This is a genomic window from Zobellia uliginosa, from assembly GCF_900156625.1.
Classification (GTDB): Bacteria; Bacteroidota; Bacteroidia; order Flavobacteriales; family Flavobacteriaceae; genus Zobellia; species Zobellia uliginosa.
In genome coordinates this window covers 860742-878312 of sequence record NZ_FTOB01000002.1, presented here as the reverse complement: position 1 = coordinate 878312, position 17571 = coordinate 860742, and the positions used below count along the sequence as shown (strand labels likewise).

14 protein-coding genes and 1 pseudogene are annotated in these 17571 nt (G+C 43.3%); 9 read left to right on the top strand and 6 right to left on the bottom strand.

The features are described from left to right. Positions 1–55 precede the first annotated feature (55 nt). The 3 genes and pseudogenes from BW980_RS08125 to BW980_RS08115 form a co-directional block, all read right to left on the bottom strand. Positions 56–1186: a FecR family protein gene (locus BW980_RS08125; protein WP_175609868.1), complete on the bottom strand. Its 1131-nt coding sequence runs from the start codon at positions 1184–1186 to the stop codon at positions 56–58. A gap of 191 nt (positions 1187–1377) precedes the next feature. Continuing rightward, the gene (locus tag BW980_RS08120) at positions 1378–1947 is read right to left on the bottom strand and encodes an RNA polymerase sigma factor (protein ID WP_076454512.1); all 570 of its coding nucleotides are present in this window, start codon (positions 1945–1947) and stop codon (positions 1378–1380) included. A 316-nt stretch (positions 1948–2263) separates the two neighbouring features. Next, positions 2264–2749, bottom strand: a pseudogene (locus BW980_RS08115) (RagB/SusD family nutrient uptake outer membrane protein); the annotation flags it as partial. Between the two features lie 35 nt (positions 2750–2784). Here BW980_RS08115 and BW980_RS08110 point away from each other — a divergent pair. After that, complete coding sequence (locus BW980_RS08110) at positions 2785–3204, top strand: sigma-70 family RNA polymerase sigma factor (protein ID WP_083690416.1); 420 nt, start codon at positions 2785–2787, stop codon at positions 3202–3204. Here the strand turns inward: BW980_RS08110 and ccsA are convergent. After that, positions 3192–6395 carry a cytochrome c biogenesis protein CcsA gene (ccsA, locus tag BW980_RS08105; protein ID WP_245799994.1) on the bottom strand — a complete coding sequence of 1068 codons (3204 nt, stop codon included), beginning with the start codon at positions 6393–6395 and terminating at the stop codon, positions 3192–3194. The genes BW980_RS08110 and ccsA overlap by 13 nt on opposite strands. Positions 6396–6692: 297 nt before the next feature. Between ccsA and BW980_RS08100 the strand changes: the two genes are divergently transcribed. The 7 genes from BW980_RS08100 to BW980_RS08070 all read left to right on the top strand — a co-directional run bounded on the left by BW980_RS08100 (position 6693) and on the right by BW980_RS08070 (position 14612). Beyond that, positions 6693–7457 (top strand): Rossmann-like and DUF2520 domain-containing protein, encoded by a 765-nt coding sequence (locus BW980_RS08100; RefSeq protein WP_076454501.1) that lies wholly within the window; start codon positions 6693–6695, stop codon positions 7455–7457. Further along, the gene (locus BW980_RS08095; RefSeq protein ID WP_076454498.1) at positions 7441–7968 is read left to right on the top strand and encodes a KdsC family phosphatase; all 528 of its coding nucleotides are present in this window, start codon (positions 7441–7443) and stop codon (positions 7966–7968) included. Before BW980_RS08100 ends, BW980_RS08095 begins: the two co-directional genes overlap by 17 nt. A 2-nt stretch (positions 7969–7970) precedes the next feature. Further along, positions 7971–8552, top strand: coding sequence for a Maf-like protein (locus tag BW980_RS08090; RefSeq protein WP_076454496.1), 582 nt, complete (start codon positions 7971–7973; stop codon positions 8550–8552). A gap of 37 nt (positions 8553–8589) precedes the next feature. Beyond that, entirely contained in the window at positions 8590–9537 is a 948-nt protein-coding gene (locus BW980_RS08085) for a septum formation inhibitor Maf (RefSeq protein ID WP_076454494.1), read from the top strand. A gap of 4 nt (positions 9538–9541) precedes the next feature. After that, the gene (locus BW980_RS08080; protein WP_076454492.1) at positions 9542–10087 is read left to right on the top strand and encodes a mechanosensitive ion channel domain-containing protein; all 546 of its coding nucleotides are present in this window, start codon (positions 9542–9544) and stop codon (positions 10085–10087) included. Between the two features lie 149 nt (positions 10088–10236). Continuing rightward, a complete protein-coding gene (locus BW980_RS08075) occupies positions 10237–12762 on the top strand; it encodes a PIG-L family deacetylase (RefSeq protein ID WP_076454803.1) in 2526 nt (841 codons plus the stop codon). A gap of 107 nt (positions 12763–12869) precedes the next feature. Continuing rightward, positions 12870–14612, top strand: coding sequence for a sodium:solute symporter family protein (locus BW980_RS08070; protein WP_076454490.1), 1743 nt, complete (start codon positions 12870–12872; stop codon positions 14610–14612). Between the two features lie 104 nt (positions 14613–14716). On the opposite strand, the gene BW980_RS08065 is transcribed toward BW980_RS08070, so the two are convergent. Together BW980_RS08065 and BW980_RS08060 are read right to left on the bottom strand one after the other, a co-directional pair. Next, the gene (locus tag BW980_RS08065; protein ID WP_076454488.1) at positions 14717–15562 is read right to left on the bottom strand and encodes a DUF2911 domain-containing protein; all 846 of its coding nucleotides are present in this window, start codon (positions 15560–15562) and stop codon (positions 14717–14719) included. 80 nt (positions 15563–15642) lie between these two features. Then, complete coding sequence (locus BW980_RS08060; protein WP_076454487.1) at positions 15643–16905, bottom strand: T9SS type A sorting domain-containing protein; 1263 nt, start codon at positions 16903–16905, stop codon at positions 15643–15645. Positions 16906–17064: 159 nt separating this feature from the next. Between BW980_RS08060 and BW980_RS08055 the strand changes: the two genes are divergently transcribed. Beyond that, complete coding sequence (locus BW980_RS08055) at positions 17065–17562, top strand: SRPBCC family protein (RefSeq protein ID WP_076454801.1); 498 nt, start codon at positions 17065–17067, stop codon at positions 17560–17562. Positions 17563–17571 lie beyond the last annotated feature (9 nt).

Genomic DNA, 17571 nt, shown 5'->3' with positions numbered 1-17571 from the left:
GTCGGGGGACGTGGCCGCGTTCCCCGATTTTTTTTTTAAGTCTTAGGTCATATCATCATAACAAAGGTTTTTTAATTCGTATTTGGTTATTGGTTATCTCGTAATCGAACTCTGCACTTTCCTTAAAGGTATCCAGTAAATCTTGTATGGTCTCGTTTTTAAAAACTCCCCTGAACCGAACCGGTTCCAATTCGGCATACCCATTTTCAATACGTACCCCGTAGCGGCGCTCTATCTTTTTGATAATGGCCCCAAAGGTTTCATTGTTAAAGCTTAAGTCACCATTACGCCAGTTTAGGTAATCGCTGATATCGACCTCGCTAATCACCAAGGCGTCTTTTGCCATGGCCGCTTTTTGCCCCGGTTTTAAAATGCTTGGCTCCCCATCGCCCCCATCACTGCGCTTGTCATTAATGGCCACACTGCCCTCGGCCAGTACGGTATAATTTTCTTCATTGGCATAAGAGCTTACGTTAAAATGGGTACCCAACACCTGAACATCCATATCATTGGCTACGACCGTAAACTTATGGTCGGGATCTTTGGCTACTTCAAAGTAGGCCTCCCCATTTAAAAAAACCTTTCGATCTTGGCCTGCAATAAAGCTGACCGGATATTTTAAGGATGTATCGGCATTCAGATGCACCAAGGTGCCGTCGGAGAGTTTTAGCTCAAACCTTTTTCCTTTGGGGACTATGATTTCATTGTATACCAGTTCAGTCGTCGATTTGGCGTGGTAGACCATTTGGTCGTCAGATTGCGAAGCCAAGATATTTCCCTCGGCATCGGTTATGGTTTCACCGCCACCGATAACGATTTCCTGTGTACGGTCATCACCGGTCTTCAATACAATGGCGTTGTCCTCTATCAAAAGGGCTGGCGCTTTGACCGTATCCTTTCGCTGTACATTAAAAAATGTAACAAGACCCAACAAGGCTATAAACACGGCAGCGTATTTGAACACAAAGCGATTAAAATAGCTTCCATTCTTCTTTTCAAGAGTCGTTTTTTCTGCAATCTTTTGCCAAAGTTCCTCCTGACTCCCCTCATCAAAACTAAATTCCGATAGAAAGGCATCTTTATCTTGGTATGATTCAAGAAAACGGTCCAACAGTTCCTTCTCCTCAGGAGAACACTCGTTGTTAAGGTATTTCTTGAACAGTTTTTTCGCGCTTTTTGCGTTCATTTTCATTCAATTAAAAAAAGGATGTCACTATGAAGTACCCAAACTTATGCGATAGTACACGTCAGATAGCAACTTTTTTTAAAAATTTAATAAAATTGACACAAAGGAATTACGAAATTCCTAATGCAACCAAGACCATAAATGGTTTGAACTACCCGTAAAATTGGAGGCTTAAAGCGCTTTAGGGGCATTTAGTGAAGAAGGATAAGCGATAGAAACACGGCATCCTCTAGCTTAAGGTTGCTGCGTAAAAAGGCAAGGGCCTTTGAGATTTGATTTTTTACCGCTTGTACGGAGATTTCAAGTTCTTCCGCAATTTCTTTATTGCTTTTATGATGGTAGCGGCTCAAAACAAAAATATGACGACATCTTTTCGGCAATTTGGCCACGTAATCGCGAATGATCTGATCAAGTTCGGAATACTCCAGTTTCTGTGATACGTTCATAGAAACATCGATTATATTCAAACGCGTCAAATCTTCCCTTGAAAATTTATTATTTCTAAAATGATTGAAAATTTGATATTTGACCGCTTGGAACAAATACGGTTTTAGGGAAGTTATGGTATTCGTTTTTCGTTTTGCCCAGAGCGATATAAAGATCTCTTGAATCATATCTTCACAGACTGCCCTATCGTTAACGATATTGTGGGCATAAAAGAACAAGGCCTTGGCATATTTGTCATACACCGCCTTGAAAGAGGTGTTATCACCTTCTTCCATTCCTTTTAAGAGTTTTTTATCGTCGGTTATCATTTTCATCTCATGGCAAACAAGATGCTAAATCTATAAAAAATAGACTGGAAATTACTAATTTCCAAAGAAAACATAACGATTTGAAATAATATAACAAACATTTGCCACCCTATACTTCAATAGCTTAGGTCGTTTCCAGCCCTTCCTCTTATCGCTCCCAATGCAAGAAAAATGGGGGCGATTATAATTTCGCCCCCATTATCCACTATTTAAACTCACTCAACTTATTGTAACAACATCCCCATAGAAAAAACTTATATGGAAACTAAGCCCGCATCGGAAATATGACCTTATCACATTATTGTGCGAGCGGTTCAAACCATCAATACAAAGGGTTTTGTATCAATAATTCGTTTTTGTTCAACTCTTCCAGTTTGATCGGAAAAAAATAGAACCTGTCTTTCCATTCGCGTTCCTGGACTTCAATTATGTTATATCTAGGTCTTTCTTCATTCAAGTGGTATTTGATATCTACACCAAAGGCATTTTGCATGACTTCCGGGGCGATCATCCATCTTCTGATATCAAAAAAGCGTTGGTCTTCGCCCATCAATTCAATTTTTCGCTCGTGTCGTACGGCATCGACCAGATCCGCATCGGCTTGGGTCAAATCAGGCATCCCTACCCTTTTCCTAAGCATGTTCGTATAGGTTCTTGCTTCACCGTACTCGCCCAATTCGGCACATGCTTCGGCATAGTTCAAGAGTATCTCGGCATATCTGATAAACCTCCATGGGGTAGTTGCCCTCACTTTTGGGGCTTCTATGGAGATATCTTGAAATTTTCTAAAATAATAGCCCGTATGGGTTCCGCTCCAGGTGGTAACCGGGGTATCGAAAAAAAATAAACATTACGGCCTCTTTACAGAATTACCTTTTCAAATCGGTTCATAACGAGTTTATCAACCAATACAAAAAGAAGCGCTCTACGATGGTGCTGGAGCAGAAGTACTTCAATGCTTTGGAAAAAGCTACGGCCGCCCATGACGATATTTCCTTGGAAAAGGTGATTTCAAAGATTAAAAGGGAAATAGAAAATCTTCCTCCCAAATGCAAGGAAGTCTTCTTGCTCAGCAGAAACGAAGGATTGACCAATCTAGAGATTGCCCACCATCTCAACGTTTCCATAAAGACGGTCGAGGCCCAGATTACCAAAGCCTTTTCTACCCTGAGAAAAGAACTCGCTACCGAATACAAAAGTATGTTCTTTGTGCTATACCCAGTAACAAGGCCTAACTTAAACCCTCGGGGCTATTTTACATAGTTGACCCTATACCTCCAATTACTGATCGCTCCGAGAATCACGGCTCCGAGAGCAATGTACCACACATAATCGGGTGTTATGGCCGCGGCCCCACTCTGTCCGTAACTGTGCAGTCCGACCAAATAGTAGTTCACCCCAAAATAAGTCATCATAATACTCCCGAAGGCTATAACACTTAAAAAATTAAAGGTCCATCTGCTGCGCAAACCGGGTACCAGTCGTGCATGAAGTACAAAAGCGTACACCATAATCGAAATTAGAGCCCAGGTCTCCTTTGGATCCCAGCCCCAATATCGGCCCCAACTTTCGTTGGCCCACTGGCCCCCAAGGAAGTTTCCGATGGTCAACATGACCAAACCTACCGTCATCGACAATTCGTTGATAATGGTCAATTCCTTAATATTCAAGTCCATTGCCGCCTTGTTCTTTTTATTGGTGAAGATCATAAGAATCAAGGAAACCAGACCTAGGATCATGGCTACGGAAAGTGGTCCGTAACTCGCCACAATAACCGCAACGTGTACCATTAGCCAATAACTATCCAGTACGGGAACCAAATTGGAAATCGCAGGGTCGACCCAGTTCAAGTGGGCTATGGTCAATAGCATACTCGTTACAAAGGCAGATGCCGCTACCGTCATATCGCTCTTTCGGGCAAAAAGGAGTCCCATCCCCATGGTTGCCCACGATACGTACAGAATACTCTCATAGGCATCACTCCATGGCGCATGCCCTGAAATATACCAACGCAATATAAGCCCTGCCGTATGCCACAGGAACAGAATAAAAATCGTTCCCTTAAAAAAGTAAATGGCGGCCCGCCAGATAGAACGGTCTTTAAAGATCTGAAAAATCAACACAAAGAACATCAACACTCCTACCATGGCATATAAGCGGTAGAGGTAGTTAAAAATATCGAGCTTATTGTACACCACTTCTGTATTGATCTTGGCCTGTGAAGGCAAGACTTCCGCACCGTGGTTCAATTGATTCTGTTTAAAGGCCTCCAAAAGCTTATCGGCATCAGTGTAATCACCTGTTTCCTTGGCTTTCCGCAAGGTCATTAGGTAATAGGGAAGTGAATTCTTTATAAAGTTGGCATAAAGCGAATCGGAAACCTGGTATTGACCTCCCCTAAATTCCACGGCCGAAATCCATTTGTTGTTCTCATCGTTCAACAAGGGAAAAATCTTTACGATCCTGCCACTTAAGGCCTGGTCTAAAAGGCTCAAACGGATATTGGCCTCTTTAAGGTCCTTGTCGAACTGATTTGGAATATTGGTCGCGGTAGCCTTTCTCAAAAAGGGCTCCAATTTATAATTTCCCTTTTCATCAAAAAAATCGGTGGCCTTGGCGTGCGTCTGACCTTCCGGAATACCGATTACGTGTCTTATACTATCGTTCTCTCCTTTTTTATCGACCGCTAAAAACTGGGCATTATACCAAGCGGCAGGACGCAACATCATCGATAAGAATACCTGATCGGCATTCATATCCTTATAAATATCATCTAAGCTAAGTTTTCGAAGCAGCTCCGATGAGAACGTATTGATCGGCTTCATTCGCCCACCATCATCTTGGATTACCAGTTTTCCGAATTTTTCGGCATGGTCCTTAGATACGATAGTCGTACGCAACACTGAATCGATTTGTTCCTGCGTAGGTGCGGAACCGTTATGGTCGTGACCGTCATCGGCGGTATGTTCTTGGGCGTTGACGTTCAATAACATTCCCAAAACAAGAATACCGGTAAGTTTGGCCTTCTTGCCCTTGAGCTTCTCCAACGATGCCCCTAAATCTTTAAAGCGTGTTTTTCCAAAGAACATAATCCCCATAAGTCCGATATAAAGTAAAAAGTATCCCAAGTAAGTGATACCGGTTCCCCATTGATCATGATTGACCGATAAGACCGTTCCCTTTTCATCGGGATGGAAACTCGATTGAAAAAAGCGGTAGCCCCTGTGGTCTAAAATATGGTTCATATAGATACTATAGTCGAACGGACGGTCATCTTCTACGGTCACCTTGCTCATAAAAGATTTATACCCCTGTTCCGTTCCGGGGTATTTCTCAGCTATAAAATCATTGAGTTTAATACTGAAGGGCAATTCGTAAATTTTAGAGCCGTAACTAAGCTTAAAGTCAAGACCGCCCAAATTTATCTTATCGGTAAAATCGGCACTACCCCTACCTCCCAATAATTTTTGCTTGGTTTTTTCTCCATTGACATTAATTTCAACGACCAAGGCATCCATGGTAGCGTCAGTCACTTCGTCCTTAGGTACTTTAACTACGCCATACTTGCCTTTTACCACCGGTTCGGGAATAACAAACTGCATACCCGCGGTATTGTACAAGGAGCGCAATTGCAGTTCCTGTAAACTATCTTTTGCTACTTGGCCCTGAAACTGGTCGGCCATACGCATAAAGCTCGCGTCAAAAGCGGATTTGATCTTATATTCGCCCTTATCCTCAAAAATGTTGATAGCGCCATCGGTTTCTTTGTTCAAGGCGAAAAGTACGCCATGAATGCTCGTTACGGTTCCGCTTTCCAAGAAATGTTCGTGACGCTGACCATCTCCGGCCTCAACGATCTTTAAGTAGGTTTTTCCGTTTTCATCGGGAACCAATCCTTTTTTGGCCCCTTTGATGAAATCTACATATGAAATGGTGAAAGGCGTCCCTTTGAAGTCCGATTTCCATGGTAAATTCGATTTTAGTCCCTCAGGCGTAACAATAATATCTTCTTGAAGCGTTTTTCTTTGAAACTCTTTTTTCACTTCACCATCTACCTCTACTTCGACCTCACCTTCAACATGGGCCGTTAGATAGGTCTTGTCGGAATAAAATATTTTTTCAGAATTCCCCTCACGTATGGGCATTACCCCTTCATAACTGATATATCGGGTAACGAAAGCCCCTATGATAATGAATATCCATGAAAGGTGAAGTACCAAGACCGCCCATTTTTCCCACCTTAAAAGACGGTATCGAAACATGTTCCCGATAAAATTGATGACAAAAAAGACCATGATCGCCTCAAACCACCATGCGTTATATATCCAGATTCTAGCCGTTTCAGTGCTATATTTACTTTCTACGAAAGTGCCTAGTCCCATTGCTATGGCAAAGACTATAAAAAGAACGGACATCAAGCGAGTGGAGAAAAAGAATTTTTTGAGCATGTTCATCGTCAGCAGCTAAATTGGTTTTCAGCACGCAAAAATACGCCCTTTTTATTATTTACAGGAAAATTGACAGCCCTAAAGTCTTGATAACACTGTTAATTATAAGTGAAAATTTTATGAAGTATTTTTGAAAAAAAAGAAGTCTTTCCAAAAATATAAAACCTTAGGGCCACTTTTTACGAATCGTTTATCTTACGGAAAACTCCCCGTTCCATTTGCAATGTTCAAGCTATCCGATGAAAGCATATTTTTCAAGGGAACAAGGCCTTCAATACGTAAATATATGCTTATTTTCGCCCCATGATCAAGCTTAGTATTTTAGGAACCGGCAATGTGGCCACTCACTTATTCAAGGCTTTATTACAAACCGACGGCGTAAAGATCGTAGAGGTTGTCGGTCGGAACGAAGAAGCCCTATCCAAGTTTGCGGCACAGGTCCCAACGTCTTCCGATTTTTCGGTCCTAGCGGATGCCGATATGTATATTATCGCTGTAAGTGACAACTCCATAAATACTGTATCAGAACTTCTTACGGTTAAAGACAGGTTAATTGTACACACCTCTGGAAGCACCCCTATGGAAGAACTTTCGCGACATGAAAGAACCGGGGTCTTTTATCCTTTACAGACTTTTAGTTCGTCCAATCCGGTGGATTTTAGCAAGGTGCCGATCTGTGTAGAGGCTAAAAACGAGGAAGACCTGAATTTATTAAAGGAACTCGGGGCACGCGTCTCCGAAAGTGTATATGAGATCGGGACCGAAGAGCGAAGGAGCCTTCACTTGGCCGCCGTTTTCGTAAACAATTTCACCAATCACCTATATCATATAGGTGCCCAAATTTGTAAAGAGAACGAGGTTCCGTTTAAGGTTCTGGCCCCCCTCATTCAAGAAACCGCAAAAAAAATAGAGACCCTTTCGCCTTACGATGGGCAAACCGGCCCGGCCAGACGGAACGACTCCAAAACGATTACAAAACACTTAGAACAAATAAAAAATCCCGAGTTCAAAACAGTTTACGAACTCCTGAGCAAATCAATACAAACAACTTATGGAAAAGAGCTATAAAGAGTACCTTAAAGATATAGATACCTTTATTTTTGATGTTGACGGCGTATTCACCGATAGCACCTTAGTGATAACCACCGATGGCGAAATGCTGCGACGCATGAGTGTCAAAGATGGCTACGCCGTAAAGACCGCCTTGAAAAAAGGCTATAAGATCTGCGTTATCTCCGGAGGCACCAACGAAGGCGTACGTAAGCGTTTGCAAGCCTTGGGGGTCACCGACATCTATTTGGGGGCCCACCACAAAATGGAGGTATTGGAAGAGTACATGGGCATTCACGGCATCGATACGAGTACCATGTTGTACATGGGCGATGACATTCCCGATATCCCTCCCATGCAAAGGGTGGCCCTTCCTACTTGCCCCCAAAACGCGGTACCCGAAGTCAAGGCGATATCAATGTACGTTTCCCATAAAAATGGCGGCGAAGGTTGTGTCAGGGACGTCATTGAACAAGTACTGAAAGTAAAGGGCGATTGGGCCGGCAATTTTAGCGCAGCAAACGATTGATCATGCTAGACCTGAAGCACCACACCCTGATATTGGCCAGCGGCTCCCCAAGAAGACATCAATTTTTAAAGGAAATGGGACTCCCCTTCGAGGTTCGGCTCAAATCGGTCGATGAAGTCTACCCCCCTGAATTAAAGGGAAGCGAAATCAGCGATTATTTGGCGCAACTAAAAGCCAGTGCCTTTAAAGGCTCTTTGGCCCCTGGGGAAATACTGCTCACCTCCGACACCGTAGTTTGGCATAAGGGCGTATCATTGGCCAAGGCGGCCAATGCCCAAGAAGCATTTGAAATGCTCAAGGCCCTTTCCGGTGATTGGCATGAAGTCATCACTTCGGTCTGTTTTACCACTTCCACTTCGCAAAAAGTGGTTCACCAAGTAACACAAGTGAAGTTCAGGGAACTATCAGACGAGGAAATCAAATACTACATCAACACCTACAAGCCCTTTGACAAGGCCGGGGCATACGGCATTCAAGAATGGATAGGCCTAACGGGCATTGAAGAGATAAAAGGGTCGTACCCCAATGTGGTAGGGCTTCCTACCCAACTGGTGTACAAAACGTTAATTGAAATGGTCAAGTAGTTCTTTTTGATTATTTTTAAACAAAACTACTATACCTATGAAAACTGCAGTACCAAAAGGCTTATTGATCACGCTTCTTGCCCTATGGGTTTCATCTGTCCAATCTTGCAAAGAAACCCCAAAAAATGGGGAGCAGCCTATGGCCCTTCATTCCGAAAAGGCCCAAGAACTTCCCCAAAAAGCCCTATCAGAGGAATTTAAAGCCTATTGGTACGCCGGTGATGCCGAGATTACCTCCTATAAATTAGAACTGGCGCGCTATGGTGAAATACGCGATGGCAAATCGGTCCTTATATATGTCACTGAGCCTTTCTTAAAAGAAAAGCAGGTGAAAGCTGACGAAAACCATCCTGACAACATTCCTGTTCTAAAACTCAACGCCACCAAAAAATACCTTACGGGCATCTATCCCTACTCTATAATGACGAGTACCTTTTATCCGGTACACGATAACGACCATGCGATCAAGGTTTCATTTTCGGCACAGGAGTGGTGCGGACAGGTATATGCCCAGCTAAATAATCGGGACCAATTTGATATTACATCGCATTCCTATTTCGAAAGCGAAGCCGACCAAGACATCAAACTAGAAAAAACCATACTTGAAAACGAGCTTTGGAACAAAATCCGGATCTCTCCTGAAAGTTTACCTACGGGCGACTTAACCATTATCCCTTCACTGGAATATATTCGTTTGTCACACAAAGAATTAAAGCCTTACAAATCAACTTCCAGTTTAAGAAGTAAAGATGGCATTTCCACGTATGAAATAACCTATCCCGAACTAGAAAGAAGCTTAAAAATCAATTTTACGACCGCTTTTCCACATAGTATCGAAAGTTGGTCCGATACCTTTTCGAGCGGTTTCGGAAAGAACGCAAAAATAATGACCTCCACGGCTAGAAAAATAAGCACATTAAAAACACCCTATTGGCGACAAAACGGAAATAAGCATTTATCTTTGCGCGATAGTTTAGGCCTTTAGTGCTATGCAAGAATTCCTTTTTTCCTACAGACATGAATTTGTCACCACCGCCATAACCTTTGGCCTATTGCTTATCCTTAAGTTTATAACGGATAAGACCATTCGTAAAATTGGAAGAATCAGTGATATTGTCGAGGCAAGAACGCTGTTGATTACCAAATACACCACAATTTTACTGACCTTGATCGGCTTTGGCGTCATTTCATTTATTTGGGGCGTTAATTTCAGGGAGATAGGCCTAGTGTTCTCTTCGGTATTCGCCGTAATCGGGGTAGCCCTATTCGCCAGCTGGTCTATTTTAAGCAATATTACCGCAGGGGTCATATTATTTTTCTCCTTTCCGTTTAAGATTGGTGACCGGGTAAGGATTCTCGACAAGGATATCGAAACCGAAGACCCCTTCTTAATAGAAGACATTAGAGCTTTCCATGTGAGTTTACGAAAGAAAAATGGCGAACTCCTCATCTATCCGAACAACCTGATGATGCAAAAAGCGGTTACACTTATCTACAATTCCGAAGACGCTCTTAACGGTAGCGTGGAAGCCTAGTACCCTGTTGCATTTCTTTAGTGCAACAAAAGGAAAATCTATTTTGTTAAAGAAGTTTTAAAAAAGCAGTCGAGCCCTTTAAACTTTCTATCTTTGGTATGGTGCCACCTCTACTAAATAGTGGCTTCTACCGAACAAAAACCAACTTTATGCGCTATTTTCTAGTATTCTTTACAGGAATACTTTTATCATCGTCCCTGGTCGTTGCACAAAAACCCGAGCAACGGTCCTCTTCCGAAATTTACCATTCTCTGGAAAAATTAAACTTTTTGGGTACCGCACTTTATATAGCCGCCCACCCCGATGATGAGAATACCCGTTTGATCTCCTATCTCTCGAACAAGGTTAAGGCACGTACGGGCTATCTTTCATTGACAAGGGGTGACGGAGGCCAGAATTTGATCGGTTCAGAGCTTCGCGAGCTGTTAGGGGTCTTGCGTACACAAGAACTTTTGGCCGCGAGACGCATTGACGGAGGGGAACAGTTTTTTTCGAGGGCCAACGATTTCGGCTACTCCAAACATCCTGATGAAACCTTAAAAATATGGAATAAGGAAGCCGTATTGGGCGATGTTGTCTGGGCTATAAGAAACTTCAAACCCGATGTGATCATTAACCGTTTCGACCATAGGAGTCCCGGTACCACTCACGGGCACCATACCTCTTCCGCCATGTTGAGTTTTGAGGCCTTTGACCTCGCCAATGACAAGAACGCCTATAGCGATCAATTAGAACTCACCGAAACTTGGCAACCCAAAAGGCTATTTTTCAACACCTCATGGTGGTTTTATGGCAGTGAAGAAAAATTCGAAAAAGCTGACAAGTCTAAAATGACCCATTTAGACATTGGCACCTACTACCCTATTTTAGGAAAATCGAATAACGAAATCGCCGCTTTGGCGAGCAGCCAACACTTGTGCCAAGGCTTTGGCCGATTGTCACAAAGAGGCTCCGAAAACGAATATATAGAATTGTTGAAAGGAACGATGCCGAAAAATTCGGGCGATATCTTCGAAGGTATCGACACCTCTTGGTCTCGCGTATCCGGCGGTAAAGCGGTTGGGGATATTTTGTACGAAGTGCAAAGGAACTTCGACTTCACCAAACCATCAAAACATTTGCCCCAATTGGCGGCTGCATACGACTTGCTTCAAAAAGTAGGTGACCCTTATTGGAGGAAGCTTAAGACAGAGGAATTGAAAGACATCATTGCCGATATAAGCGGCCTATACCTCGAAGCTTCGGCGGAAACGGCTTTGGCCAATCCGGGAGGAAAGGTTAAAGTAAACATTGAAGCAGTCAATCGTAGTTCGGTGCAAATGAGGTTAAAAATCATATCGATTTCCTCTTCAGATGCGCGTATCGCCCCTTCCATTCCCTTAGCGAACAATAAAAAGGAAACTTTTGAAATTGAATTGCAGATTCCAGAGGACACAGACTTCACCAGTCCGTATTGGTTAAAGGAAAAAGGGAGTTTGGGCATGTATAAGGTAGCCGACCAAAAACTTATCGGCAAGCCCGAAACCCCACGCGCCTTTGTGGCCAAGTTCGAAATTGAACTAAGCGGCCGCACCATAGTATTTGAAAGACCCGTTATACACCATTATGCAAGACCTGACAAAGGAGAGCTATTCCAGCCCTTTGAAGTACTGCCCGAAGCCACCGCCCGATTCAACGACAAAGTCTTGATTTTTGCGGATGGCAAGTCTAAAAAAATACCGGTGACCATCAGGGCCCATGCCGATAATATCAAAGGCGAGCTAGAACTACAGCATTCGAAGGGATGGAAGGTCGATGTAGCATCGCAAGCCTTCGAAATAGCTAAAAAAGGCGACGAGCAAACCCTTGTTTTTACCTTGACCCCACCAGAAAACGAAGATGAAAGCTATATCTCACCGATCATAAAATTAAACGGAAAGCAAATCTCCAAAGAATTGGTAACCATAGCCTACGACCATGTCCCTACCCAGTCGGTATTACTGCCTTCAGAAGCCAAGGTCGTACGTTTGAACATTAAAAAATCGGGGCAACACATCGGTTATATTGTAGGGGCTGGCGATGAAGTTCCCGAAAGTTTGAAACAAATTGGTTACATTGTACACATTATTGAGCCCAATACGATAGCCAAGGGCTCCTTAGACAAATACGATGCTATCGTTGTGGGCATTCGGGCCTATAACGTGGTAGAGGAACTGAAATTTAAACAGCGTTACCTTTTTGACTATGTTGAAAACGGGGGCAATCTGATCGTTCAGTACAATACCGCCAGCAGACGGGGCAAGCAGCTTGAAAATCTGGCACCCTACCCCATTACCTTATCCCGCGATAGGGTAACGGATGAAAATTCAGAAGTAAAGATATTGGCCAAAAAACACGCACTTATGAATTACCCGAATACAATCGGCCAAAGTGATTTTGAGGGATGGGTTCAAGAACGCGGACTTTATTTTCCGAATGAATGGTCCAAGGAGTTTACTCCCGTTCTCTCTATGCACGACAAGGGGGAGTCTCCCAAAAAGGGAAGCCTTTTGGTGACTCCTTACGGAAAAGGGAACTACATCTATACCGGATTGAGTTTCTTTAGGGAATTGCCCGCCGGTGTACCAGGGGCCTATAAGCTGTTCGCCAATATGCTTTCTTTGGAAAAGAACGTACAACCTACCAAATTGAATTAAATACTATGTTAGACAAGTTCGATTGGAAAAAGGAATATTCGCTAGTACTGATACTGAACATCGTATACGTGCTGATTTTTAGCTATTTAATGACCGCTTTTACGTAAATGGGAACATTAGACTGGATTATTTTATCGAGTACATTATTGTTCATAGTGACCTACGGTGTCTATAAGACCCGTGGCAGCAAAAACGTGGACGATTATGTCGGTGGTGGGAAAGATGCCAAATGGTGGACCATAGGTCTGTCCGTTATGGCTACCCAGGCCAGTGCCATTACATTTTTATCCACGCCAGGGCAAGCCTTTCACGATGGTATGGGTTTCGTTCAATTCTATTTCGGACTCCCTTTGGCCATGATAATCATATGTTTGGTCTTCCTGCCTATATATCACAGGCTGAAGGTCTATACGGCCTATGAATTTTTAGAAAATCGATTTGATTTAAAAACACGCTCCCTAGCAGCCATTCTGTTTCTGATCCAACGCGGATTAGCGGCGGGTATCACTATTTTCGCGCCCTCCATCATTCTTTCTGCCGTGCTTGGATGGGACCTGCGCACCCTAAACATCATCATCGGGGTGCTCGTCATCATTTATACCGTTTCAGGAGGGACCAAAGCGGTTAGCGTTACCCAAAAGCAACAGATGTTCATTATCATGACGGGTATGTTTATCACGTTTTTCTTTATCCTAGGCTACCTACCCGCCGATATCAACTTCGGAAAGGCCCTTAAAATAGCCGGTGCCAGTAATAAATTGGATATTGTCGACTTCAGCCTTGACACCAAGAGCAGATATACCTTTTGGAGCGGTATTACCGGAGGTCTCTTTTTGGCCTTGTCCTACTTCGGAACCGACCAGAGCCAAGTACAGCGTTACCTTTCAGGAAAATCACTACGCGAAAGCCAACTTGGCCTAGTCTTTAACGGTATTCTAAAAATACCTATGCAGTTCTTTATCCTTTTAGTGGGCGTTATGGTATTTGTATTCTATCAATACAATCCCTCTCCCTTGAATTTTAACCCTGCAGCTACCGAGGCGGTTATGAATTCGGAGTACGCCGATGACTATACCATATTACAAAAGGGACAAGAGCGTTTGGAGGAGGAAAAGAAAATGGCCCAGCACAAGTTTTCCGCGGCCCTTGAACTGAAGGAATACAGCGTGGTCGAAGAGGCCAAATTGCAAATCATCAGCCTTAACACCAAAGACAGCACCAATCGTGCCGCGGCCCGGGCCCTGATCAAACAGGCCGACGACATCGTAGAAACCAATGACAAGGATTACGTTTTTATCCATTTCATCCTTAACAACCTACCTAAAGGACTTATAGGCTTACTCCTTGCGGTCATTCTTTCGGCGGCCATGTCTTCAACGGCGTCGGAGTTGAACGCCCTAGGTACCATAACGGCCCTTGACCTGTACAAGAGGAATGCGAAGGCCGACTTGGGTGAAGCCCATTACGTAAAGGTCACCAAGGGATTCACCTTACTATGGGGAATCATAGCCATATTCATTGCCAGTATCGCCAACCTTTTTGACAACTTGATCCAACTGGTGAATATTATCGGCTCCATTTTTTACGGCAACGTACTTGGTATTTTCCTATTGGCATTTTTCTTTAAGTTCGTAAAGGGTAACGCCGTATTTTTCGCCGCCCTGTTGACCCAACTTATAATTTTCGTACTCTTCTATAACCTTATCTACATCTACCCTACCGGGGAAGAAAAACTAGGCTATTTATGGTTGAACTTTATAGGTGCGGGTATGGTAATTATAATGGCCCTTGTTTTTGAAGGCTTCGATCGCCTACTGAAAAAACCGCCCATAGAATCTTCCAACGCATAGCTGTCAAGGAAATACAACTTCCTTTGTGTTTTTACAGGATATAAAAAAATCCCGGCTCCGTAACGGAACCGGGATTTTTTATAGCTTATAAAGTAAAGGCCTGTTTAGCGCTTCCACTCTTTGATTGATTCGGTATTCATTTTAACGTAATCATCGTTACCCGCTTCCTTCGCTTTTTTCAAGGATTTTTTAGCGGTTTTGATAGCTGCCTTTTTATCCCCGGATTTAGCTTGGATAAGCGACTGCTGACGCAACTGCCAAAAAGCAGGCTCTTCGATCATTGACATGGCCTTATCCATCCACTCGGAAGCCTTCTTAATGTCTTTTCCTTCACTTGAATAATACACGGCGGCTGCATAGTAGTCGTCGGCCTTAGGGCTTCCTGCCATAGTCTTTTCGATACTTGCCATTACCTTGCTGTCAGTTGGAAACTCAACAGGCACGGCCACATAGGTCCTTTCCCACATCAATCCTAAATTTGCGGAGTTGGTACCCAAGTCGTCCCATGTAATCGTAAAAGTTTCGATATCGACAGGCAGTTGATACACTTGCACTGTAGTTTTTGCGGCCACCTTACTATCATCCCATTCTTTAGGTGTTCCACCTCCATCGACTTCCGTATAGAAAAAAACTTCCCAAGAGGTTTTTCCCGGTTTTGTGTAAAGGGCATAAGAGCCCGCCTTAAGCTCTTGTCCGTCAACTTTTACGTCGTCGCTAAAGGTGACTTTGGTTCGGGCATTCGCTCCGGTTCTCCAAAGTTTACCGTACTCCAAAAGTCCTCCAAAAATCGTCCTTCCGCGCATAGAAGGTCTTGAATATTCAACGGTTACCTCGGTCAAACCGACGGTCTGCTGTAACTTAGAAGCCGGGCTCGGCGCCGGTGTAGCAATCTGGGCCTGCATTGTAACAGAAGCAAGCATTACACTCGCTAAGAATAGAATTTTTTTCATTTTGAATTAATTTTTAGATTTTTACAAATCTAAATATAAACCCCTCCTAATCTGTTAACAAACTCTTAAATAAAGCCATATTATGGGGCGATAAAAGCCCGGGAAAGCACCTCGTTCTCCAGAACCAATGTGACAAAATAAAGTCCCGTCCTTAATCCTGAAATATCTATTGAATTACTATCGATACGACTGCCCAATGTATAGGCCATACGCCTGCCCGAGGCATCGTACAAAGCCCTTCCCAAAACCCTATCGTCATGACGTAAACGATATTCCAAAAACGGACTGCCAAATTGCTTTTTCAGTATCAGTCTATCTGACGAACTTACATCCGTTTCCGGATCGGGCCCTCCTATTATAGGGTCAACCGTGCCTTCGTCTTCCCCTTCGTCAATTGGCCCTTGATCCTCTTCCTGCTCTGCCTGTTCTTCCTCCTCTGTCTCTTCTTCCTCTTCGACTTGTTCCTCCTCTTCGGCATCTACAGGATCGGTTGATAACGCATATAATTTTGACTTCAGTAAAAAACCAAGGTCAGCTCTTTCAAAACGCTCCGAACTCATGAAATAGGTTTCGGAATCCACTTGGGCAATACTCTCTATTTGCGCTAGGTTCACATCTACTTCCAACCGTTCAACGGCCCCTTCGAAAATCTTGGTTTTGCTTACCCCATCAATCTTGTACAAAAAAGGGGAAAGACTAGGGCTATATCCCACAAGATAAAGTTGTCCCGATACGGGGTCATAATCCGCCCCCGTGACCAAACCATCCACAGCATATCCATCCAGTTTTTTAGCCTTATAACTTCCGGGTTCGGTGGGTACGGCATAGGCTAGCGTTCCCTGGGTATTCCATTGTTTGGTCAGTACGACCAGTTGGTCTTCCATAACAAACAGGGCCTCGGCATCCCAATCGCTATTCCCATTGTTTTCAAAAGCCGTTTGGTCTTCGTAGCTAAACTCAATTTTTTCGGCCATCAGGCTATTCGATGTCAAATAATCGGATTTGGCAATTCGATAAATGGCCAGGTTTTTCCTTGTTCCATTGTTATTGCCGAAATCACCAATGTAGATATAGGTTTCATCTTGGGCGATATCCTCCCAATCGTGGTTAGATACGTTCCCAACGGTTACGGTACGGCTTATAGTAAGTGAAAGGGTATCGATTTCATACAGTTCGGGCAAGTTTCCCGAATCATTATGGGTAATCAGGCGATCATTAAAAAAAAGGAGTCCCGAACTTTCAGACAGGCCATCGGGCATCTCGCCTACTTCCCTAATAGCTTCTTGGGCCGACAGGGATAGACCGATAAAAAGAAATATTAAAAACAAATTTTTCTTTCCCATAATCTGGTTCTGAGCGAAATGTACAAAATCAAAGCCAATATTCCATCCTCCTTATTTCATTTAAAATCAAGAAGTCCCGTACCAGCGTCGTATACCGATGATGTTATTTTGTTTATCAATAAAGCAAATTTATTAAACAAAATACACCTATATTTGCTTATGAAGTTATATCAGTTGCACGCCAAACAATCGCTTCCAATAAGGCCGGAAGCCGCTTGGGCTTTTCTGGCCGATCCCAAAAACCTAAAAATCATTACCCCTGAACACATGGGTTTTGAAATATTGTCAGGGGACGACCGCCCCATGTTTTCCGGCCAGATCATTCAATATACGGTTTCCCCCTTCAAAGGCTATACCACCAAATGGGTCACAGAGATCACCCATGTACAGGAAGGAAAGTACTTTGTAGACGAACAACGTTTTGGCCCCTATACCTTATGGCACCACAAACATTTTATCAAAGCCGTTGAAGGTGGTGTGGAAATGGAAGACATCATCGATTACAAAATTCCCTTTGGCATTTTCGGACGCCTTGCCCACCCCATTTTGATCAAACGACAGCTACAGCAGATTTTTTCCTATCGGGAGAAAAAACTGATCGAACTCTTCGGTACCCTAGAAAACGGGAGTAGGGAACTTCACTTTAGATCCTTTTAAAATTAAGCT